At 65.9% G+C, this 21,516-nt stretch carries 19 protein-coding genes; 7 read left to right on the top strand and 12 right to left on the bottom strand.

Annotation, left to right across the window (positions count from 1 at the left end):
- Positions 1-200: 200 nt before the first annotated feature.
- The 3 genes from hemH to O3299_RS18355 all read right to left on the bottom strand — a co-directional run bounded on the left by hemH (position 201) and on the right by O3299_RS18355 (position 4,091).
- Positions 201-1,310 (bottom strand): ferrochelatase, encoded by a 1,110-nt coding sequence (gene hemH, locus O3299_RS18345; protein WP_305062874.1) that lies wholly within the window; start codon positions 1,308-1,310, stop codon positions 201-203.
- A gap of 106 nt (positions 1,311-1,416) precedes the next feature.
- Positions 1,417-3,084 carry a DNA repair protein RecN gene (gene recN / locus O3299_RS18350; RefSeq protein ID WP_289912898.1) on the bottom strand — a complete coding sequence of 556 codons (1,668 nt, stop codon included), beginning with the start codon at positions 3,082-3,084 and terminating at the stop codon, positions 1,417-1,419.
- A gap of 47 nt (positions 3,085-3,131) precedes the next feature.
- A complete protein-coding gene (locus tag O3299_RS18355) occupies positions 3,132-4,091 on the bottom strand; it encodes an NAD kinase (protein ID WP_257218838.1) in 960 nt (319 codons plus the stop codon).
- Between the two features lie 262 nt (positions 4,092-4,353).
- Between O3299_RS18355 and O3299_RS18360 the strand changes: the two genes are divergently transcribed.
- The 3 genes from O3299_RS18360 (at position 4,354) to gloA (ending at position 5,671) form a co-directional block, all read left to right on the top strand.
- Entirely contained in the window at positions 4,354-4,620 is a 267-nt protein-coding gene (locus O3299_RS18360; RefSeq protein ID WP_289900118.1) for a hypothetical protein, read from the top strand.
- A 106-nt stretch (positions 4,621-4,726) separates the two neighbouring features.
- Positions 4,727-5,149 carry an OsmC family protein gene (locus tag O3299_RS18365; RefSeq protein WP_035828320.1) on the top strand — a complete coding sequence of 141 codons (423 nt, stop codon included), beginning with the start codon at positions 4,727-4,729 and terminating at the stop codon, positions 5,147-5,149.
- A gap of 114 nt (positions 5,150-5,263) precedes the next feature.
- A complete protein-coding gene (gene gloA, locus O3299_RS18370; RefSeq protein WP_010401713.1) occupies positions 5,264-5,671 on the top strand; it encodes a lactoylglutathione lyase in 408 nt (135 codons plus the stop codon).
- A 4-nt stretch (positions 5,672-5,675) separates the two neighbouring features.
- Here gloA and O3299_RS18375 read toward each other — a convergent pair whose 3' ends face one another.
- Positions 5,676-6,581: a LysR substrate-binding domain-containing protein gene (locus O3299_RS18375; RefSeq protein ID WP_305062875.1), complete on the bottom strand. Its 906-nt coding sequence runs from the start codon at positions 6,579-6,581 to the stop codon at positions 5,676-5,678.
- A 93-nt stretch (positions 6,582-6,674) separates the two neighbouring features.
- Between O3299_RS18375 and O3299_RS18380 the strand changes: the two genes are divergently transcribed.
- The gene (locus tag O3299_RS18380) at positions 6,675-7,142 is read left to right on the top strand and encodes a DMT family transporter (protein WP_305062876.1); all 468 of its coding nucleotides are present in this window, start codon (positions 6,675-6,677) and stop codon (positions 7,140-7,142) included.
- Between the two features lie 68 nt (positions 7,143-7,210).
- On the opposite strand, the gene O3299_RS18385 is transcribed toward O3299_RS18380, so the two are convergent.
- From O3299_RS18385 to O3299_RS18420, 8 genes are all read right to left on the bottom strand, one after another.
- Positions 7,211-8,551, bottom strand: coding sequence for a TolC family outer membrane protein (locus O3299_RS18385; protein ID WP_099666320.1), 1,341 nt, complete (start codon positions 8,549-8,551; stop codon positions 7,211-7,213).
- 141 nt (positions 8,552-8,692) lie between these two features.
- Positions 8,693-9,016, bottom strand: a complete 324-nt coding sequence (locus tag O3299_RS18390) for a rhodanese-like domain-containing protein (RefSeq protein ID WP_034745954.1) — start codon at positions 9,014-9,016, stop codon at positions 8,693-8,695.
- A gap of 13 nt (positions 9,017-9,029) precedes the next feature.
- Entirely contained in the window at positions 9,030-9,680 is a 651-nt protein-coding gene (locus O3299_RS18395; RefSeq protein ID WP_034788761.1) for a protein-L-isoaspartate O-methyltransferase, read from the bottom strand.
- A 169-nt stretch (positions 9,681-9,849) separates the two neighbouring features.
- Entirely contained in the window at positions 9,850-10,500 is a 651-nt protein-coding gene (locus O3299_RS18400; RefSeq protein ID WP_099666319.1) for a TetR/AcrR family transcriptional regulator, read from the bottom strand.
- A gap of 248 nt (positions 10,501-10,748) precedes the next feature.
- Positions 10,749-13,169 (bottom strand): ABC transporter permease, encoded by a 2,421-nt coding sequence (locus O3299_RS18405; protein ID WP_305062877.1) that lies wholly within the window; start codon positions 13,167-13,169, stop codon positions 10,749-10,751.
- 16 nt (positions 13,170-13,185) lie between these two features.
- Positions 13,186-15,579, bottom strand: a complete 2,394-nt coding sequence (locus O3299_RS18410; protein WP_305062878.1) for an ABC transporter permease — start codon at positions 15,577-15,579, stop codon at positions 13,186-13,188.
- On the bottom strand, positions 15,576-16,256 hold the full coding sequence (locus tag O3299_RS18415; RefSeq protein ID WP_099666317.1) for an ABC transporter ATP-binding protein: 681 nt from the start codon (positions 16,254-16,256) through the stop codon (positions 15,576-15,578). Before O3299_RS18415 ends, O3299_RS18410 begins: the two co-directional genes overlap by 4 nt.
- A gap of 32 nt (positions 16,257-16,288) precedes the next feature.
- The gene (locus O3299_RS18420) at positions 16,289-17,584 is read right to left on the bottom strand and encodes an efflux RND transporter periplasmic adaptor subunit (protein ID WP_305062879.1); all 1,296 of its coding nucleotides are present in this window, start codon (positions 17,582-17,584) and stop codon (positions 16,289-16,291) included.
- A gap of 257 nt (positions 17,585-17,841) precedes the next feature.
- Here O3299_RS18420 and O3299_RS18425 point away from each other — a divergent pair, with 257 nt between their 5' ends.
- The 3 genes from O3299_RS18425 (at position 17,842) to O3299_RS18435 (ending at position 21,473) form a co-directional block, all read left to right on the top strand.
- Positions 17,842-19,185 carry a sigma-54 dependent transcriptional regulator gene (locus O3299_RS18425; RefSeq protein WP_305062880.1) on the top strand — a complete coding sequence of 448 codons (1,344 nt, stop codon included), beginning with the start codon at positions 17,842-17,844 and terminating at the stop codon, positions 19,183-19,185.
- On the top strand, positions 19,175-20,422 hold the full coding sequence (locus O3299_RS18430) for a PAS domain-containing sensor histidine kinase (RefSeq protein ID WP_305062881.1): 1,248 nt from the start codon (positions 19,175-19,177) through the stop codon (positions 20,420-20,422). The genes O3299_RS18425 and O3299_RS18430 overlap by 11 nt, the downstream gene beginning before the upstream one ends.
- 181 nt (positions 20,423-20,603) lie before the next feature.
- Positions 20,604-21,473, top strand: a complete 870-nt coding sequence (locus O3299_RS18435; RefSeq protein ID WP_305054171.1) for a head GIN domain-containing protein — start codon at positions 20,604-20,606, stop codon at positions 21,471-21,473.
- Positions 21,474-21,516 lie beyond the last annotated feature (43 nt).

Genomic DNA, 21,516 nt, shown 5'->3' on the forward strand with positions numbered 1-21,516 from the left:
ACAAAGCACTTCCCATTTCGGGCAGCGATCCGTGCGCGCCCCCCTTGATTTTCCAGGCTTCCCACGGCAAAGCGGGCATTCTACCAGCCCCGCCGCAGCCATCGCCACTGGCGATGTTGCTATTCAGAAAACACCTTGGCTGCGCCAGACATGACAAAGCCGCGCAAGCGCGGCTTTTTATTGTCAAAAAATAATTTCCTTTAATTCGGCGCGCCCAGGGCCAGGGCCGCCGTGCGCGCCTGCTCGCCCGCCTTCTTGTCCGCTTCGCGCTGCGCCGCCGTCTTCATCGTCGGCCAGCCAATCATGTGCTGTTCGGCAATTTCCGCCAGGCCCGCGATCCAGGCTAGCGTTTCGTTCAGGCAAGCGATGTAATGAAATTGCTGGCCGCCTGCCGCTTCGAAGTCATGCTTGGCTTCCATGGCGATCTCTTCCAAGGTTTCCAGGCAATCGCTGGTAAAGCCCGGACACAGCAGGTCGACGCGCTTGACACCCTGTTGCGCCAGCGCCACGAGGGTGGGCGCCGTGTACGGCTGCAGCCATTCGGCTTTGCCAAAGCGCGACTGGAAGGTCACCACGTATTGATCTTTGCTTAACTTCAACTTTTCCGCCAGCAAGCGCGCCGTTTTCAGGCATTGGCAGTGGTAGGGATCGCCCAGCAGCAAGGTACGCTTGGGCACGCCATGAAAACTCATCACCAGTTTTTCGGGACGGCCATGCGCTTCCCAATGGTTCAGCACGGAATCGCGCAAGGCGTCGATATACGTGTCGTGCTCGTGATATTGCTTGATAAAGCGCAATTCCGGCACATTGCGCACCGTGGCGTAATGGGCAAACACGGCGTCGTAGATGGAACCCGTCGTCGTGCCCGAGTATTGCGGATAGGCAGGCAGGATGGCGATACGCTCGCAGCCTTCGCTTTTCAACCTGGCCAGCACTTCGGGCAGCGAAGGCGAACCGTAGCGCATGGCCATGGCGACGGTGACGCCGTCGTGCCCCCGCTCGGCCAGGGCGCCGGCCAGCAATTTCGCCTGCTTTTGCGTGTGCACTTTCAGGGGCGAACCGTCGCGCGTCCAGATCGATGCGTATTTCTTGGCCGACTGGCCGGAGCGGAAAGGCAAAATGATCAGGTTCAAAATGAACCACCAGACGAGACGGGGAATCTCCACCACGCGCGGGTCCGACAAAAATTGCTTCAGATAGCGCCGCACGGCCGACGAGGTCGGCGCATCGGGCGTGCCCAGGTTGACCAGCACCACGGCGCTGCGGTCGATACTGCCATGCGTGTACGGCGGTTCTGTTTGAAATGACATGAAAGCTCTTCGAAGGCGTTGGATGGATTAGCCGACCATTATAGTTACATTGCGTCAACATCGGGGAGTGCTGCCAGGCAAAGGCAGCGCTCCCCGCAGTCCAAGGTCAAATCGCCAGCAATTCGCGCGCATGCTTGCGCGTGGTGGCCGTGATTTCCAGGCCGCCCAGCATGCGCGCCACTTCTTCCACCCGGGCCTTGGCGTCGAGCATGTCGATGCGCGACGCCGTCTTGCCATTGTCCAGGGTGCTTTTTGCCACTTGGAAATGCTGATTCGCCTGGCTGGCCACTTGCGGCAAGTGGGTCACGCACAGCACTTGCCGCCCTTGCCCCAGGCGTTTCAGCAGGCGTCCCACCACTTCGGCGACGGCGCCGCCGATGCCGCTGTCGACCTCGTCGAAGATCAGGGTCGGCGTGGTGGTGGCGTGCGAGGTGATCACGGAGATGGCCAGCGCGATGCGCGCCAGTTCGCCGCCGGACGCGACTTTCGCCAGCGAGCGGGGCGCCGTGCCCGCATGGCCGGCGACGAGGAATTCCACTTGCTCCAGGCCATGCGCGGCCGGTTCGCACGGGTGCAGGGCGATTTCAAAGCTGCCGCCCGTCATGCTCAGCTCCTGCATGGCGCGCGTGACGGCATGGCCCAGTTCCAGGGCGGCGGCGCGCCGCGTGTTTGATAACCGTTCGGCCACGCCGCGATATTCCGCCTCGATCTTCGCTTCCTGGCGCAACAAGCCCTCGATGTCGGAGGCGTCGGCCAGGTGCTGCAGCTTTTCCGACAGCTTCGCGTGTTCCTCGGGCAATTCTTCCGGCGTGACGCGGAATTTGCGCGCCGTGCTGTGCATGGCTTCCATGCGCGCGTCGAGCTGGTGCAGGCGCTCCGGGTCCAGCTCGACCCGGTCCAGGTAATTGTTCAGCGCGTACACGGATTCCTGCAATTGGATGCGCGACGATTCGATCAGGTCGACAATCGGTTGCAATTCCGCATCAACGGACACCAGCTTGCCCAGCTTCTGGTTCAGGGCCGACAGTTGCGACACGATCGGATGGTCTTCCTGCTCAGAAATGATGGACAAGGCTTCCTGCGCCCCTTCCAGCAGGCTGGCCGCGTGCGACAGGCGGCTGTGCTCGTTCGTGATCTCCGTCCATTCGCCGGGCTTGGCGGCCAGTTTTTCCAGTTCTCCCACTTGCCATTCCAGGCGTTCGCGCTCGTACAGCACGTTGGCGGCGTTGGTTTCGAATTCCTCGCGCTGGCGCACGAGGGCGCGCCAGCGCTTGTGCAGGGCGGCCACTTGCCGCGCATCCTGTTCCGCGCCCGCTTCGCGCGCCGTCGCCTGGCCGTCGAGCAAGGCGCGCTGCGCCTCGCTTTTCAGCAAGGACTGGTGCGCATGCTGGCCGTGGATGTCGACCAGCATGTCGCCCAGCTCGCGCAGCTGCGCGGCCGTGGCGGGGATGCCATTGATATACGCCTTCGAGCGGCCCGCGTTGTCGATTACGCGGCGCAACAGGGCGCCGCCCTCGTCGTTGGCGAACTCATTGGCGACCAGCCACGCTTGCGCCACCTCGCTGACGGAAAAATCGGCCGTGATGTCGGCCTTGGCCGCGCCTTCGCGCACCACGCTGGCGTCGCCGCGCCCGCCCAGCGCCAGGGTCAGCGCATCGATGAGGATGGACTTGCCGGCGCCCGTCTCCCCCGTCAGCACGCTGAAGCCGGCGGAAAATTCCAGTTCAATGGTATCGACAATGACAAAATCGCGAATGGACAGTGTATGGAGCATGGCTTCTGTGGTTGGGCGGCGCACCGCGGGTTGACGTTGAGAAAATGTTAGCTGAGCTTGCCCTCGCCCGACGGGTACTCATTCCAGTGCAATTTTTCACGCAGGGTGTTGTAGTAACTCCACCCTTCCGGATGCAGGAAGGTAATCGCATGTGGCGAACGGCGGATGAGGATGCGGTCTTGCTGCACCAGGCTGGCAAAGGTCTGCATGTCGAAATTGACGCTGATATCGCGCCCGCGCACGATTTCCACGACGATCTGGCTGGAATCGGGCAAGACGATGGGGCGGTTCGACAGCGCATGCGGGGCGATCGGCACGAGCACGATGCCGCCCAGGGTCGGATGCAGCAGGGGGCCGCCGGCCGACAGTGAGTACGCGGTCGAGCCCGTGGGCGTGGAAATGATCAAGCCATCCGAGCGCTGGTTGTACATGAAGTGGCCGTCGACCTCGACGCGCAATTCGGCCATGCCGGCGCCGCCGCCGCGCGAGACGACGACATCGTTGACGGCCATGCCCACGTGTATCGACTCGCCGTCACGCAGCACGCTGCCTTCAAGCAAGGTGCGTCGTTCGGCCTTGAAGCGGCCGCCGAGAATTTGCGCCAGCACGGGCAGCATGCGCTCGAGCGGAATATCCGTCATGAAACCCAAACGCCCCTGATTGATACCGATCAAAGGTACGTCGAATGGCGCCAGCTGGCGCGCAATGCCCAGCATGGTGCCGTCGCCGCCCATGACGATGGCGCAATCGGCGGCGGCGCCGATCTCGGCCGGCGACATGGCACGCACGCCGGGAAACGCCAGGTTCAGGTGCGCAGCCGTCTCCGCCTCGAAGACCACCGTGTGGCCCAGCACTTGCAGGAAATCGACGATGCTTTTCACGGGCTCGGCAATGCCATCCGTATTCTGGCGCACGACCAGGGCGATGGTCTTGGCGCCCAGGTTGAAGCGCTCGCCCGGGGCTGGCAAGGTCGCGGCTGGCTGTTCGGCGTGTGTATCGACGGGCATAAGAGTCTCGGTAGTGAATTCGGTGGCAAACCGCCCCAGGCTGTCGCATCGCACGCCGGCATCGCATAATACTGTATATATGCACAGTATAGTGCGGCTGCCGCGTGCCTGCAAGGGGCGTTCTTGATGTTGCACGCAGTGTAGCGCAGAAAAAGAATCGTCCATGCGTGCGCCAGCGCTCCCTGCCCGGACAAATCCGCTTGCGGGCGGCCCGGCGCGGCGGGACACTGATGGCACATCATTTTTACTGTCAGGAGGCCATATGGCTACCCAGCCAAGCGAGCGCAAGATCAATACCGATGAAAAAGTCAGCAATGACGGCGTCGACCGCCTGCCGCACGAGCGCGACGAATCGCCCGATGCGCAAAACGTGCGCCCGCGCAAGATCATGCAGCAGGCAGCCAGCGACCTGGAGCAAGGCCTGGTCGATACGGACCGGCGTGCCCAGCCCGGCGTGGAAAAGGTCAAGCCGGCCGAACCGAAACAGGCGCGTCCCGACGCAGAACTGGAACCAAAGAAGGCGCGCTGAGTCGAACTGTCGTGGGCCGCGCATGCTCCCACAGTGTGACGCAACGAACGGAAGCGGCAAGCCCCGGCGCGCATGATGAACGCTCGAACCACGCAAGGAGTACATCATGAAAAAAACAGGATCAGCCGTCTGGAGTGGCGGCCTTAAAGATGGCAAAGGGTTTATTTCCACCCAAAGCGGCGCGCTCGACAACGTAGCCTATGGCTTCAACACACGCTTCGAAGACGGTCCCGGCAGCAATCCGGAAGAACTCATCGGCGCCGCCCATGCGGCCTGCTTCACCATGGCCCTGTCCGGCCAGCTGGGCGAGGCGGGCTTGCGCGCCACGGCCCTGAAAACCACGGCCGATGTCAGCCTGGAAAAAATCGATGGCAGCTATGCCATCACGGCCGTGCACCTGACCCTCGTGGCCACCATCCCCGGCGCCACCGACGAAGCGTTCCAGGACGCGGCCCTGCGCGCCAAGCTCGGCTGCCCCGTGTCCAAATTGCTGGCCACGGAAATCACCCTGGACGCCCATCTGGAGTAATGCCGGCATGCCGTCCGCTGCCGTCCCATCGCAGGACGGCAGGGGCGGCCTCGGCAAGAAAGCCGTAAAACGCATAAAATCCTGCCATTCCCCTCTCACCCTCAAGGATTTACGATGCGTATTTTGCACACCATGTTACGGGTTGGCGACCTGCAGCGCTCCATCGATTTTTACACCAAGGTCCTGGGCATGAAATTGCTGCGCACCAGCGACAACCCGGAATACCAATACACGCTGGCCTTCGTCGGCTATGGATCGAATCCCGACCACGCGGAACTGGAACTGACGTATAACTACGGCACCACCAGCTACGAGCTGGGCACGGCGTATGGCCACATCGCCATCTCGGCCGACGACATCGTCGCCGCTTGCGACGCGGCACGCGCGAATGGCGGCAATGTCACGCGCGAACCGGGCCCCGTGAAAGGCGGCAACACGGTCATCGCCTTCATCACCGACCCGGACGGCTACAAGATCGAATTGATCGAGCGCAAGTTCGACGGCCAGGGCGGCGGCCTGTAATACCTCAGCCTGGCTCGGCGGCCTGTGCAATGGCCGCGCGCAGCCAGGCGATGCCCGCATCGCCGTCCGTGCGGCGGTGCCGTATCACTTCAAACGCAAACGGCGCGATGGCAAACGGCACAGCGTACTGTGCCAGCCCTTGCGCCGCGCTGCCCTGCAAGGCGCGCCGCGCCACCGTCAGGACCAAGTCCGTCCCCCTCACGACATCCGGAGCGACCGTCCAGTACGGCACGCGCACGGCGATGCGGCGCGTCTGTCCCAGCTGGGCCAGCGCCGCGTCGACTTCGGCCGCCATGCCGCCTTCGCTGGACGCCACCAGCACATGGGGGCGCGCCAGATAGGTTTCCAGGCTCAACACTTCACCGGCCGCCAGGCTGGCCGGATCGAGCGCGCACACGAACGTTTCCTCAAATAAAGTTTCTCTGTGTAACTGCTCGGGCAGTTGCGGGAATACACCGAGCGCCAGGTCGATCTCGCCATCCTGCACGCCAGCGATCACGGCCGGGCGGCTGGCGTAGCTGACGGCCAGGTCGATGCCGGGCGCGTCCGCGCGCACGCGCCGCAACAAAGCGGGCAAGAGCAAGGCCGCGCCGTAATCCGACATGGCCAGACGAAACACGCGCTGCGCCGTGGCCGCCTCGAAGACGGCGCCGCCCAGCACGGAGCGCACGCTTTGCAGGGCTTCGGCCAAGGGCCGCGCCAATTCCAGTGCGCGCGCCGTCGGCTGGAAGCCGCCCTTGCCGCGCAATAGCAGCGGGTCGCCGAGCAGGTGGCGCAAGCGGGCCAGCGCATGGCTGACGGCAGGCTGGCTCATATGTAACCGTTCGGCCGCGCGCGACAAATGGCGCTCGCTGAGCAGCGCATCCAGGATCACCAGCAAGTTCAAATCGACGGCGCGCAGATTATTCATTTCATGCATAGTTGAATGACAAACTACGAATTGGATTTAATCATGACAGCATAATACGATGATCGCATCAACTCAACAAAGATGGAGTCGCCCATGCATGGATGGATCACCGTATTTGCCCCGCTGGCCATGCTGGCCGGCGCCGTCGTTCCCTTCCAGGCGGGCGCGAATGCCGCGCTGGGCCGCAACCTGGGCCACCCGCTGTGGGCCACCCTCGCCTCGCTGGCCGTCAGCGCCGTGCTCGCGTCGCTCGTGATGCTGCTCTGGCGGGTGCCGGCGCCCGATGTCCAGCTCGCCATGCGCGGACCGGGCTGGTCCTGGCTGGGCGGCGCGGCCGGCGTGTTTTATATTACGGCCGCGCTGATGCTGGCGCCGCGCATGGGATCCGGTCCCTTCATGGCGGCCGTCATCGGCGGGCAAATGCTGGCCGCGCTGGCCATCGACCGCTACGGCTTGCTGGGCTTTGCCGTGAAGCATATTTCTCCGCTGCACTGGGCCGGTGCGGCCTTGGTGGTGGCGGGCGTGATCCTGACGCAAGTGGCCAACAGCCGCGCCGTGTGATAACACGGCAAGACGAAAAAAAACCAGCGCCGTCGCCGGGGCTGGTTTTGATCGTGCGCAATACTGGATTATTTGTCCAGCAAGGCATTGACGGGCATCAAGTCCGTTTCCTTCAGGGTGCCGGCTGCCGCCTTCAGGCGCAAACCGTTCATGATGGTGTCGTAGCGGGCTTTCGACAGGTCTTTTTGCGTCGAGAACAATTGTTTCTGCGCATTCAAGACGTCGATATTGATGCGCACGCCCACTTGATAGCCGAGCTGGTTCGACTCCAGCGCCGATTTGCTCGACACTTCCGCCGCTTCCAGCGCCTTGACTTGCGCCAGGCCGCTATTGACGCCCAGGAAAGCCTGGCGCGCGCCTTGCGAGGCCGTGCGGCGTGCCGTTTCCAGGTCGTTGCGGGCCTTGTTTTCCAGCGCGATCGATTCGCGCACCTTGCTGGTGACGGCAAAGCCGCTGAAGATCGGGATGCTCCACTGCACGCCGATGGCATTATTGTTATTGCCGTTGCCATTGCCGCCACCCGAGGAATAGGTATGGCCAGCGTTGGCGATCAGGTCCACGGTCGGGTAGTGGCCGGCGCGGTTGCGGCCGATGTCGCGCTTGGCCGATTCCACATTGAACTGGGCCGTGACGACGCCATAGTTCTGCTCTTCGGCGGACGACACCCACGGCTCGACGGCAGCCGGCTCGGGCGCGCTGATGACGACACCCGTGCGCATCGGCGCCAGGGTGGTCGGCGCTTCGCCGATGATGGTTTGCAAGGCGCTGCGCTTGTTGGCCAGGTCATTGATGGCGGCAAATTCCTGCGCCACCACCAGGTCGTAGGCCGCTTGCGCTTCGTGCGTATCGGTAATCGTTTGCGTGCCGACTTCGAAGTTGCGCTTGGCCGATGCCAGTTGCTCCGTCGTGGCGACCTTTTGCGCCTGCGTGGCGCCCAGGTTGTCCTGCGCGCTCAGCACGTCGAAATACGCCTGCGCCACGCGGGTGATCAGGTCTTGCTGCACTTGTGCAAATTGCGCTTCGGCAATCGCCTGCGCCAGCTTGCTTTGCTGATAGGTTTCCCAGCGATCCCAGCGGAACAGCGGTTGCGCCAGTGTCAAATTGTAGGCATTCGTGCGCACATTCACGGACGGCGAGGTGATCTTGTTGCCGCCATTGTTCTGGGCGATCTGTTCCTGATTGCCACGCGTATTGCTGCCCGACGCGGAGATTTGCGGCAGCAAGCCTGCCAATCCCTGCGGAACCCGCTCCATCCCGGCCGACAGGGCCGCGCGCGCGCTGGCGTACTGCGCGTCATTGGCCAGCGCCTGCTGGTACACCTGGATGAGATCGGCCGCCTGCGCTTGCAGCGAGTATGTCATCGAGACAAAGGCGCTGGTCATCAGCACGGCGATAAGGGGTTTCCGCATTGCATTTCTCCGTTGGAGTCGTCAAAAGTTGATGGAATCAAAAATCTGCTACCGCTTGCCTTGCGCCCGCCGGGTGAGCGGGGTACAGGCCTCCGCAGGCATGCAGGAAAACATGCCTGGGTGCATCTACTGCAAAATAACTTAGTATTTAGGCATCGCGCTGTCGACTTGCAGCGCCCAGGCATGCACGCCGCCCGTCAAATTACTGATCTTGCCAAAACCATTGCGCTCCAGGAAGGCTGCCACTTGCATGCTGCGCATGCCGTGATGGCAGATGCAGACGATCTCGGCGTCTTCATCGAGATCATCGATGCGCGCAGGAATCGAATTCATCTGCATCAGGGTGGCACCGTCGAGGTGGCACAGGTCGAACTCCCACTGTTCCCGCACGTCCAGCAACAAGGGGCGCGGGCGGGAAGGGTCAGCCAGCCAGGCGGCCAGCTGCGGTGCACTCAAATGCTCCATCGAATCGGTCGCCTCAGAACTGGAAATGCGACGGTGCCACGGCTTGCAGCGGCGTGACATTGGTTTCAAACAGCTTGCGCGTGTCGTAGGCCTTGTCCGAGCTGCGCGTGATCAAGTGCGCCGACATGATCGGCGCTTCGCCGATGATGGCTAGGATGCGGCCGCCGACTTTCACTTGTTGCAACAGTGCTTCCGGCAACACGGCCAGGGCGCCGGACACGACGATCACGTCATACGGTGCGCCCTTGCTCCAGCCCTGGGCGCCGTCGCCCAGTTCCACGGTGACATTCGTCACGCCGTTGGCGGCCAGGGTCTGCTCGGCCAGGGTTTTCAATTGGGGAACGATTTCCACGCTCGTCACATGACGTGCCTTGTGCGCCAGCAACGCGGCCATATAGCCGCTGCCGGTGCCGATTTCCAGCACATTTTCATGCTTCTTGACGGCTACGTCTTGCAAAATGCGCGCTTCCAGCTTCGGCGTCAACATGCATTCGCCACCGCCCAGTGGAATTTCGGTATCGACGAAGGCCAGGTTCTTATAGGCGGCCGGCACGAAATCTTCACGCTTGACCACGTTCAACAGCTCCAATACGTCGATATCCAGTACGTCCCATGGACGGATCTGCTGTTCGATCATATTGAAGCGGGCTTGTTCGATATTCATCTTTGGACTCGGTAAGTGAAGTAATAATCCGCCATTTTATCGTTGAACTGGCTGAAAGCACATGTTAACCATAAAGGCGGGGAATGGAGGAAATTTGCGACGATCTGCAGATTTGGGGGGGCGAACCTTGGAAAAGGGGCAACTGAACGGTAGAGGCTAGCTCCGCTTATCAACTTTTCCCGGGCGCCTCCACCTGCAAGCTGCGCAAGCTCATATCGATAAAAGCATCCATGTAGGCGACGGGATCGATGTTCTTGACCTCGCACGGCAGGAAGGAGTGCGTCCACATCATCAGCATGGTGACGGGCGCGCTGAGGATGGTGCTGACCAGCACGGGATCGACCTGGCGGAATTCGCCGCGCTGCATGCCCCGTTCCAGCAAGGTGGCGATCAGCGCATTGCCGCGCGTGACCACCTCTTCGTTGTAAAACTGCGCCAGTTCCGGGAAATTGTTCGCTTCGGCCAACATCAGCTTGGTCAAACCGGCCAGCTTGGTGGCGCCGAATTCTTCCCACCATTGCATCATCATGCTGCGTAACAACTCGGCGCTGGTGCTGTCCGAGGCGGCCATGCTGTCTTCCGCCTCGCCGATGGAATGCACGATATTGTCGCGCACCACGGCCTTGAACAGCTCTTGCTTGTTCTCAAAGTACAGGTACAGGGTGCCTTTCGACACGCCGGCCCGCTTGGCCACATCCTCCAGGCGCGTCGATGCGAAGCCCCGTTCGACAAACAGGTCGAGGGCGGCGGCGAGCAATTCCTGCGGGCGGGCATCCTTGCGCCGCTCCCAGCGGGGCTTGGTATCAATCGGGGCTTGCATGTGTCTTTCCAAGTAACTTACTTTTGAGTCATTAATGGTAGACCGGTCTACCGTCAAGGTCAAGCGCCGGTTGCCAGACCCATCCTGATCGCACGAAAAGGGCGCAGAAGTACACTGATGCGTATACATATAGGCAGCCGCACCTCGCCGGCTGGCCGATCCGCACGCTCGCCATTGTAACGCGTCGCTGTGGCATGGCGCCCATCGGCTGGGAGCGTCCGACGCTGACACCAAGCGGCAAGCCCGTCTCAATCGCGCAAGGCTTGCGCCGGCGCCATGCGCATGGCCAGCCAGGCGTGGCGCGCAGTCGCCAGGGCCACCACGAACGCGGCCGCCAGCAGCGCCAGCGCCAGGGGCCAGGCACCGATGGGCGGATGCGCGCTGAAGGCCGCCAGGTAGCGCGCGATCGCCAACGCGGCCGGCGGCAAGGCTGCCACGCCGGCGATGGCGAGCAGCCACAGGAACTCGCGCACCACCAGCGTCCCGATGGCCAGGCGCCCGGCGCCATGCAGCTTGCGCAACACGATCTCGCGCGCGCGCCGCTGCACATTGTGCGCCACCAGCACATATACGCCAAAGGCCGCCAGCACGAAGATGGCGGCGCTGGCCCAGGCCAGCAGGCTGGCCATGCGGCGATCGTCGGCATAGGCGCTGGCGGCATATGCCGTCAGCGGCTTGGGCGCATACACTTGCCCCGGAAAATAGCGCTGCCACAGCGGGGCGACGGCTTCCGTCACGCTGGCGCCGTCCTCCCCCGCCGCCAGGCGCACGGTCAGCATCGCATTGGCAGGGTCGAGTCGGTACATCACGGGCAGCAGCGGCTCGCGCAAGCTTTGCCAGCGGATGTCCGGCACGACGCCGACGATCTGCAAGGCCTGGCCATTGAGCCAGCGTCCCGGCGCCTGCTGCGCCGTGGCCATGCCCAGCGCGCGCACAGCCGCCATGTTGATGACGACGGCGCTCGCCTCCGGCGCACGCTCGATGGCGGGATCGAACGCGCGCCCCGCCAGCGCGGCCACCCCGTACGCGTCGAAAAAGCTGGCGCTGACTTCACGGATCTCCAGCGAGATGCTGCCGCCGTCGCCGCGCTGCACGATATCGCTGGAACGCGTGCCGCCGCCCCCGTCGCGGCCAGGCACGTCGCGGCTGTCCGCCACCGCCGCCACGCCGGGCAGGCGCAGCACGGCGTCGCGGAAGGCCACGCTGGCCGGCTGGCGCATATCCTGCCCCTTCGGCAATTCCAGCACCAGCAGCGGCGCCGCATCGAAGCCGCGCGCAGCCTCGCTGGCATAGCGCGTCTGCCAGGCTACCGCCAGCGCCACGCTGCCCAGGCCCATCGCCAGGGCCAGCTGCGACACCGTCAGCACGCGGCGCAGGCCGGCGCTGCCGCGGGTGTCGCCGCTACGCTGCGCCAGCGCCTGGCGCATGTCGACACGACAGGCCAGCCAACCCGGATAGGCGCCCGCCGCCGTGCCGGCCAGCACGCACAGCACCAGCGGCAGCGGTGCAAAGATGTCATCCAGCGGCCGCGCCACAAGCGCGGCGAACAGGGGTAGCAGCAACCAGGCCAGCAGCACGCCCAGCGCCGTGGCCCCCAGCGACAGCAACAGCGATTCGGCCAGGAACTGGGCCAGCAACTGCCCCGAGGAAGCGCCCAGCACGCGCCGCACGGCGATTTCACGCTGGCGCTGCAAGGTGCGCACGGCCGCCAGGCTGATGTAGTTGGACACGGCCAGCAGCAGGATCAGCAGGCCGACGGCGCCCAGTCCCAGCACCAGCCGCCGGTCGGCGCGCGGACCGCTGCCGATGGTGTTGGCCACCGTGGTGTCGAAATAGGCGTCGCGCAGGGGCCCCAGCGCGATTTCGACGGGCTTGCGCTCGCCCAGCGCGGCGCGCTGCTGCGGCGGCACGAGGCTGTTCCATGGCCCCTGGTCAGTGGCAGTCTGCAGCGCGCCGCGCAAGGCTTCGGCGCTCACGCCCGCTCCCGCCTTGACATAAATCTTGCCGGCGATGCCCATCCAGTTGGCCAGCGCCGCGTCGCGCTGGGGCGCCGGCCACAGCACGCTGCCCGTCCCCGCCAGCAGCGCATAGGACACCGTGCTGGCCAGCGGCGGATCGGCCAGCACGGCGCGCACGCGCAGACGTTGCCGGTCCAGCGCGATATCGCGCCCCAGCACGCGCTCCGGCACGTCGGCGTGGCCGAACAGGCGGCGCGCCATCGACTCCGTCACGGCCAGACCATCGGGCCGGCTCAGCGCCGCCGACAGGTCGCCGGCCAGCACGCGCGGCTGGAAGATGGCGGCAAAAGCGGGATCGACGGCCGTGATCTCGAGTTCCTGCTGACGACCATCCTGCTCGAAGGTCGCCTTGCGCGGCCAGAACACGCTCGCTTGCAAGGGGAAACCGCTGCGCAGCGCCACGTCGCGCAGGGCAAATGGCGTGTATTCCAGCCACTGCGGCTGCGGAATGAAGTTGAGCCGGTGCTTCAGCACATAGACGCGCTCGGCTTGCGGCACGGCGGCATCGAAGCTGAAGGAATAGCGGACCAGGCAAAGCAGCAACAGGCACAGTGCAAAACCCGTCGCCAGCCCGCCCAGCGCGGCGGCGGAATACGCCGGTTGCTGCGCCAGCAAGCGCCAGCCGATGCGAAAATCTCGTGCAGACATCATGCTATCCCTTGAAGTATCAGTCAGCGCGCAAGGCCAGCGCCGGCGCCATGCGCATGGCCGACCAGGTGTGCCGCACGGTGGCCAGCAGGGCCACCAGCAGGGCCAGCAGCAATGCCGCCGCCAGGGGCCAGGCGCCCAGCGGCGCGCGCTCGACAAAGCCGGCCAGGTAGTGCGCGATGCCCAGGGCCGCCAGCGGCAGGCCCAATACGGCGCCGGCGGCAAGCAGCAGCATGAACTCGCGTCCCACCAGGCGCGCGATGGCGGCGCGGCCGGCGCCATGCAACTTGCGCAGCACAATTTCACGGCTGCGGCGCTGCACGCTGTAGGCCGACAGCACATAGATGCCGAAGGCGGCAAGCAGCAGGGCGATCAGGCTGGCCAGGCCGAGCATGCGCGCCAGGCGCAGATCTTCGGCATACATCCCCGTCAGCAGGCTTTGCGCCGTGCGCAGCTCCAGCATCCGCTCCGGAAAATAGCGCCGCCACAGCGGTTCGATGCGCGCATGGGCCACTGCCACGGCGTCCGCGCTGCGCAAGGACAGCGTGCCGCCAGGGCGCAAATCGAACAGCATCGGCTGGGCCGCCTGACGCATGTCCTGGAAGCGGATCGGCGGCGCAATGCCAATGATCACCTGCCCGTCCGGCATCGCCTGCCCCACGGCGGCCTGCGGCGTGGGGTAGCCCAGCGCCAGCGCCGCCGCCGCATTGAGCACCACCACCTGGCTGCCGACCCTGTCCCGCGCCGCGTCGAACAATCGCCCGTGCAGAGGCACGATGCGGTGCAGGTCGAACCAGCCCGGCGTCATGGGTTTGTATTCGAGGCGCACGTCGCGCCCGCCGCGCGTCCTGACGCTGCCGACGACCTTGCTGCCATCGCGCCCGACCGCTTCCAGGATGCCCGCCACGCCGGCAATGCCGGGCAGGCGCGCCAGCGCCTCTTCGAAGGCGCGCGCCTGCGGACTGTCCTCGCTCCCGGGCGGCAAGTCCAGCACCAGCAAGCCATCCGGCGCAAAGCCCGGCGAGGCATGGCTGCCATACCAGGCTTGCCAGCCGACGGCCAGGGTCGCGGCGCACAGCGCCATGGCGGCGCCGAACTGCAATACCGTCAGCACGCGGCGCAGCCACAGGCCAGCCACCGTTTCGCTGTTGCCGCGGCCAGCCAGCGCGGGACCGGGCCGCACGCGCAGCGCGCACCAGGCGGGATAGGCGCCCGCGCACAAGCCCGTGAGCACGCCGGACAGCAAGGCGCCGGCGCAGCGCCAGGCAGTGAACATATCGTCCAGCGGCCGCTGGACCAGCTCGGCGAAGAGCGGCAGCGCCAGCCAGGCCAGCAGCAAACCGGCGGCGGCCGCCAGCAGCGCTGTGAGCACCGACTCGGCCAGGAACTGCCGCACCAGGCGCCCCGCACTGGCGCCGAGCAGCTTGCGCACGCCGATTTCCCGCTGGCGGCGCAAGGTGCGCACGGTGGCAAGGTTGACGTAATTGATGACGGCCAGGGCCAGTATCAGCAGCGCCAGCACGGCCAGTCCCGCCACGCTGGCGCGCTGCCCATGCCGCGCCGCCGCGCGGCTGTTGTACAGGTCCGCATCGAAGTAAGCCTGCGCCAGCGGCAGCAGCGCGATGTCGGTGACGTTGCGCCCCTCGAGTGCGCGACCCATCGAGGCGCCGCGCACCTGCCGGTCTTGCGGCGAATCGTTGACGGCCCGCTGCAGCAGCGCCGCCAGCGCATCGGGGTCTGCGCCGGGGCGCATCCGCAGGTAAATGGCGCCGCGCCCCGTGCCGGAAAAAGCGGCCTCGCGCTGCGCCGCCGGCCAGGCGCTGCTGAGCGTACCCACCAGCACTTCATACGGCACGGTGGTGTTGCGCTGATGGTCGGGCAGGATGGCGCGCACCTGCAGCGTGACGCCGCCGACCCGCAGCAACTGGCCCAGCGCGGGCCCGTCGGCAAACAGCTTGCGCGCCGCCGTCTGCGTCAGCGCCACGGCATCGGGCTGCGCCAGCGTGGACCGCAAGTCGCCCTGCAGCGCCGTCACGCCGAACAGGCTGGCAAAATCCGCATCGACCGCTTGCACGTTCAGTGCATACGGGCGCTCGCCGCGCTGCACGGGCAAAGCCAGTTGCCTGACGATGCTCGCCATCTCCACCGCACCGCTGCGCTGCGCCACGTCGCGCAGCGACAGATAGGCGTAGTTCTGCCACTCGGGGCGGATGAACAGATTGATGCGCTGCTTGACCAGCTGCACGCGCTCGCGCTGCGGTACGTGGCTATCGTAGCCCAGGCTGTAGCCGACAAAGCCCAGCAGCAGAAAGCAGGCCGCGAAACCCACCGCCAGGCCCAGGATGACGGCCGCCGAGGCGCCACGCTGCTGCGCCAGCAGGCGCCAGCCGATGCGGAAATCGGCCGCCTTCATGCGGCTTGCAAGGCGTCGACCACGACGCGGCCGTCCAGCAAATGCAGGGTGCGCGACGCCTGCGCCGCATGGTCGGGCGAGTGGGTCACCATCACCACCGTCGTGCCCTCCGCATTGATGCTGCGCAGCAGGCGCATGACTTCATTGCCGTGCGCCGTATCGAGGTTGCCCGTCGGTTCATCGGCCAGCAAGACGGCCGGCCCGGCCACCAGCGCGCGCGCGATCGCCACGCGCTGCTGCTGGCCGCCGGACAGCTGCGACGGCCGGTGTCCCGCGCGGTGGGCCACGCCCAGCTTGTCGAGCATGGCGGCCACGCGCTGGCGCCGTTCGCGTGCCGGCGTGCCGTTGTATTCGAGCGCCAGCTCCACGTTCTCGAACACGCTCAGTTCCTCGATCAGGTTGAAGCTCTGGAAGATGAAGCCGATGCGCCCGCGGCGCAGCACATTGAGCTTCGCCTCGCTCCAGCCTGCCACGTTCTGGCCCTCGAACCAGTATTCGCCCTGGCTGGGAATATCGAGCAAGCCCAGCAGACCCAGCAGGGTCGATTTGCCGCAGCCCGACGGGCCCGTGATGGCCACATATTCGCCCGCCTCGATTTCGAGGTCGATGCGGTCCAGGGCCTTGGTCTGGATATCGCCTGACTGATGCAGCTTGCTGACGCCGACTAGTTTGAGCATGGGTGGAACCTTTATGGAAGATGAGAGGGAATTTACCGGCTTATGTGCAATCTGGGGGAATTTCCATAGGCGGCGTAGGCGGACAGGATCACGCGTTCGCCTGCCTGCAGCCCTTGCAGCACTTCGAGCTGGCTGTTGTTGCGCCGGCCGATACGCACCGCGCGCCGCTGCGCCTGGCCGCCGGACGCATCGAGCACGTAGACCCAGGCGCCGCCGCTGTCGTTGACGAAAGCGCCGTTCGGCAGCAGCAGCGCGGCGGCCGGCTCGCCCAGGGTGATCTGCGCATCGAGGCTTTGTCCCGGATTGAGCACGGGCGGCTGGCCGTGCGTGAACACCAGTTCCACCGTGAAGCGGCCCTCCTTGATCTGCGGATAAATCGTCTGCACGCTCAGCGCATAAGCGCGGCCATCCTGGACGATGCTGGCTTGCCGTCCCGCCGCCATGCGGTTCAGGTAAAACTCGTCCACCCTGGCCGACAGCTTGTAGCGCACTGGGTCGTCGATGCGGCCCACATTCTTGCCCGTCGCAATCGACTCGCCCACCTGCAGCCGGAAATCCGTCAGCCGGCCGGCGGACGGCGCGCGCACGGCCAGGGCATCGACCGTGGCGCCGACCAGCAGCAGGCCCGAACTGAGGCCCGCGATGGACGCCTCAAGCTGGGCGGCCGCATCGCGGCGCACCCGCGCCTCGGCCTGCGCCGCCTGCTGTTCCTGCGCCAGCGCGCGCTGCTGCTGCAGCAGGCTGTCGGCCGACTCCTCCAGCGCCACGCTGGAAATGAAGCCCTGCGCCGCCAGCCTGACATGGCGCGCATGCTGCTTGCCGCCCTGCTGCAGCGCGAACGCCAGGTCGTCCAGGCGGCGCTGGTGCTCGCTGGCGCTGGCCTGCTGCGCCACGCGCAAGTTGGACAAGTTGAAAATCTGCTGCGCATGTTCGGCCTTGCGGGCCAACAGTTCCAGGTTGCGCTGCGGATTGGAGATGCGGAACAGCAGCTGGCCCTTCCTGACCAGCGCGCCGTCACCGGCAAGCACCTCGTCGATGCGGCCCGACTCGACCGAATCGAGGAGCACGGAATGCAGCGGCTCGGCGCTGGCGCGCACCACCACTTCATCGAGAAAAATGCCGCGCTCTGCGATACCGATGCGCAATTCAGCGGCAGGCACCTGCAAGCCGCGCGGCATGGCCCACCACCCCGTGGCGGCAAGCGCGGCCAGCAGCAACACGCCCGCCAGGCCGGCGGCGACCAGCTTGCGCCGGCTGCGCGGCACGCGCGTATCCATGGCGGCGCCGCTGGCCGGCAAAGGGGGGATCGAAGATCGGGGAGCATGCATACTTATTTTCACGTCTTTCGCACTGGTCTTGTCCCTGCATCAGCAAGCAGCGTGCCAGCGGCAGGCGCCACGCGGACTTGCGCCACGCAACCGTGCGCCGGCACGGGCGGCGCGGCGCGGTGTCCCGCAGTGTCCATTTCCGGACAGCGGCTGTTCGCAAGCGCACAGCGCCGGCAAACGGACATGCCCAGAGCAGCCGCCACGCCCCCTGCGCGGCTGCTAGAATGCGCCACCGACCGACGCTCACTATGCTCTCCATGGCCCACACCGCAGCCCACGTCCTGATCCTCGACGACGATATCGATGTCGCCTGCGCCGCACAGCTGCTGCTGCGGCGGCGCTACCGCGACGGCCAGGTCGATACGCTGTGCGACCCGGCAGGGCTGCCCGCGCTGCTGGCCCGGGCAGTGCCCGACGTGGTGCTGCTCGACCTCAATTTCCAGCCCGGCCAGACCGATGGCGCACAAGGCCTGGCCTTGCTCGACCTGCTGCGCGCGCTGCCACGGCCGCCTTGCGTGATCGCCATGACGGCGTATGCCGACGTGCCGCTGGCCGTGGCGGCGCTGCAGCGCGGTGCCGGCGATTTCATCACCAAGCCCTGGGACAACGCGCGCCTGGCCGCCGCCGTGGAACAGGCGCTGGCGCGCCGCGCCGGCATGGCATCGCCAGGCACGGCCGCGCCGGACCTGATGGGCGACTCCCCGGCCATGCGCGCGCTGCGCGCGATGGTCGCCAGCGTCGGCCCCACCGAGGCAAACGTGATGGTGCTCGGTGAAAACGGCGTCGGCAAGGAACTGGTGGCGCGCGCGCTGCACCAGGCCTCGCGCCGCGCCGCCGGTCCCCTGCTGCCGGTGGACATGGGCGCCGTGCCGGAGACAACCTTCGAAAGCGAATTGTTCGGCCACCGCAAGGGCGCGTTCACCGACGCCAGGCATGAACGCGCAGGACGCTTCCAGGCGGCGCGCGGCGGCTCGCTCTTTCTCGATGAAATCGGCAACCTGCCGCTGGCGGCGCAAGCGAAGCTGTTGACGGCGCTGGAACGGCGCGAAGTGACGCCGCTCGGCGCCGACCGTCCGGAAGCGATCGACGTGCGCATCCTCAGCGCCACCAATGTCGATGAAGCGCGGCTGTTCGATCCGGCCGTGTTCCGGCCCGACCTGCTGTTCCGCCTCAATACCATCGTGCTGCGCGTGCCGCCGCTGCGGGCGCGCCGCGAGGATATCGCCATGCTGCTGCGGCACTACCTGGCGCACTACGAAAGCCAGTACCAGCGCCCTGCGCGCGCGCCCGCGGCGGAGGCGCTCGACTACCTGCAGCAGCATGACTGGCCTGGCAATGTGCGCGCGCTGCGCCATGCCTGCGAACGGGCCGTCATCCTGGGGAACGAAGCGCACTACACGCGCGGCGATTTCGGCCTGTTCGACGGCGCCGGCCAGGCGCCAACGGCGCCCGCCCACGCACGCCAGACGCTGGGCGCGCTGGAACGCGACGCCATCCACCGCACGCTGGAGCAGGTCGACGGCAATATCAGCCATGCGGCCAAGGCGCTGGGCATCAGCCGCGCCGCCCTGTACCGCAAGCTGAACAAACATGGCATCTGAGCGCAGCCTCAAGACGACGGCCAGCGCCAGCATCGTCGCCATGCTGGCGCTGGCCGGCGGCGCCGGGTATTTTGTCGCGCTGGCGTCGCCGCGCCTGAGTGTATTGTGCCTGCTGCTGTCGATAGCGCCGGCGTGGCTGCTGTCCCGCTGCCTGACACGCCTCGCGCCGCGCCTGTCACGCCAGGAGTCGACGATGGCAACGGCAATGACGGCGGCGCCGTCGCCTACGCCCGATGAAGAATCGCTGAGGGCGCTCGAAGCCTGTCTCGAGCACGCGCCCATCGCCCTGTTCCGCATCCGGAACGACGCCGAGGAACGCAAGGTAACGCCCCTCAATGCAAGCGCACGGCGCCAGCTGGCGCCCGGACATGCGAGCGAACCGCAACGGTGGCAGCAACTGCTGGCGGCGCAGCCGCCCGGCCAGCGCCGCCTGCTCAGTTTTGACACGGAGCGGGGCGTGGAGCGGGCGCTGGTGGCCGTGGCGGCGCTGACCTTGCAAGGCGCACCGCAGCACTTGGCCGCGCTGATGCCGGTGGAGAGCGAACTGGAAGCCGAGGCGCTCAACGCCTGGCGCGACCTGGTGCAAGTGCTGACGCATGAAATCATGAATTCGCTGACGCCCGTCGCCTCGCTGTCGCGCACGGCCTGCGACCTGCTGGCGGACGTGCGCCCCCTGCTGCCGCACGACACCCATGCCGACCTGGCGACGGCGCTCGACGCCATCGCCCGCCGCGCCGCCAGCCTGGCCGACTTCGTGGCCAGCTACCGCAGCCTGTCCAGCGTGCCCGCGCCGCAACCCGAAGCGGTGCGCCTGGAACAACTGTTCCAGCGCCTGGAAGCGCTGCTGGCGCCGACCTGGCAGGCGCGCGGCGGCAGGGCGGAATTTTCCGTCGAACCGGCATCGCTGGAAGTGCGGATCGATGCAGGCCAGCTGGAACAGGCGCTGATCAATCTGCTCAAGAACGCTGCCGAAGCCACGCAGGGGATTGCTGCGCCGCGCGTCACGGTCAGCGCCCGCCTGAGCCGGGGCGCGCGCCTGCGCATCGAAGTGCGCGACAATGGCCATGGCGTGCCCGATACGCTGGCCGCGCACATCTTCATGCCATTTTTCTCGACCAGGAAGCAGGGGCGCGGCATCGGCCTGGCGCTGGTGCGCCACCTGGCCCATGCCAACGGCGGCACCTTGCGCCATGCGCGGCCCGTCGGCGCCGGCGCCTGTTTCCTGCTCAGCTTTTAAGGCCGACGGCACCACGTCAGGCGCACGCGCCTGCAGTTCACCCCGCGTTTTACGCAGTTCGTCGCATTTCCCTGCCAGCCAGCGCACCGCTTTGCTATCTTCTCATCGACAGCACGGCAGCCGCGGCGCGGCAGCCGGCTCTTTTCTTGTCCCGAACTAAAACAATCATAAAGGAAACACCATGCGTACCTTGCTGGCCCTGTGCTGTGCCGTTGCCCTTGGCGGTTGCGCCATCGTCATCAACCCCAACGATGGCGAAGTACGCTATGCCGATTCCAGCAGCAATGTCATCCAGGGCAATGGGCAAGTGAGCCGCGACGTGCGCCAGGTCAGCACCATCAGCGCGCTCGACATCGACAACATGAAGCGCATCGACATCAAGATCGACGTGCGCGTCGGCCCGACGGCATCGCTGGTGATCGAAGCGGACAGCAACTTGCAACCGCTGATCCATAGCGACGTGAGCGGCAATACGCTGCGCCTGTGGAGCGACACGAAAATTCGCAGCAGCAATGGCATCCACGTCATCTATACGACGCCGCAATTGAGGAAGATCAACATCTCCGGCTCGGGCCGCCTGGTAGTCAGCGGCCTGAATGGCGACGATTTCAGCCTGGAACAGCGCGGGTCGATGAAGAGCGAATTGTCGGGCACGACGGGACGCTTCGACGTGGCCAACAATGGCTCGGGCAGCATCAACGCGGCGGCCCTCGCCAGCGGCAACACGGACGCGGTGCAGAACGGCTCGGGCAGCATCCAGCTGGGCAGCGTGCACGGCGAACGCATCAACGTGGCCGTCAACGGCTCGGGCAGCATCAGCGCCAACGGCGCCGTGCAGCGCCTCGACGCCAACGTGAATGGCTCGGGCGATGTCAACCTGGCGTCGCTGCGCAGCGACGTTGCCTATCTGGCGAGCAACGGCTCCGGCGACATCGACGTCAGCGTCCAGAATGAAGTCAACGCCCGCGCCAGCGGTTCCGGCCGCATCACCGTGCATGGCGATCCGGCCCGCCGCACTTTATCGGGCAAGCGCGTCAGCATCGTGCGCTGAACGCGCCCGGGCAACACATGGGAGCCGGCTTGCTATACTGTCG

The sequence above is a fragment of the Janthinobacterium sp. SUN176 genome, from assembly GCF_030587335.1.
GTDB classification, from domain to species: domain Bacteria; phylum Pseudomonadota; class Gammaproteobacteria; order Burkholderiales; family Burkholderiaceae_D; genus Janthinobacterium; species Janthinobacterium kumbetense.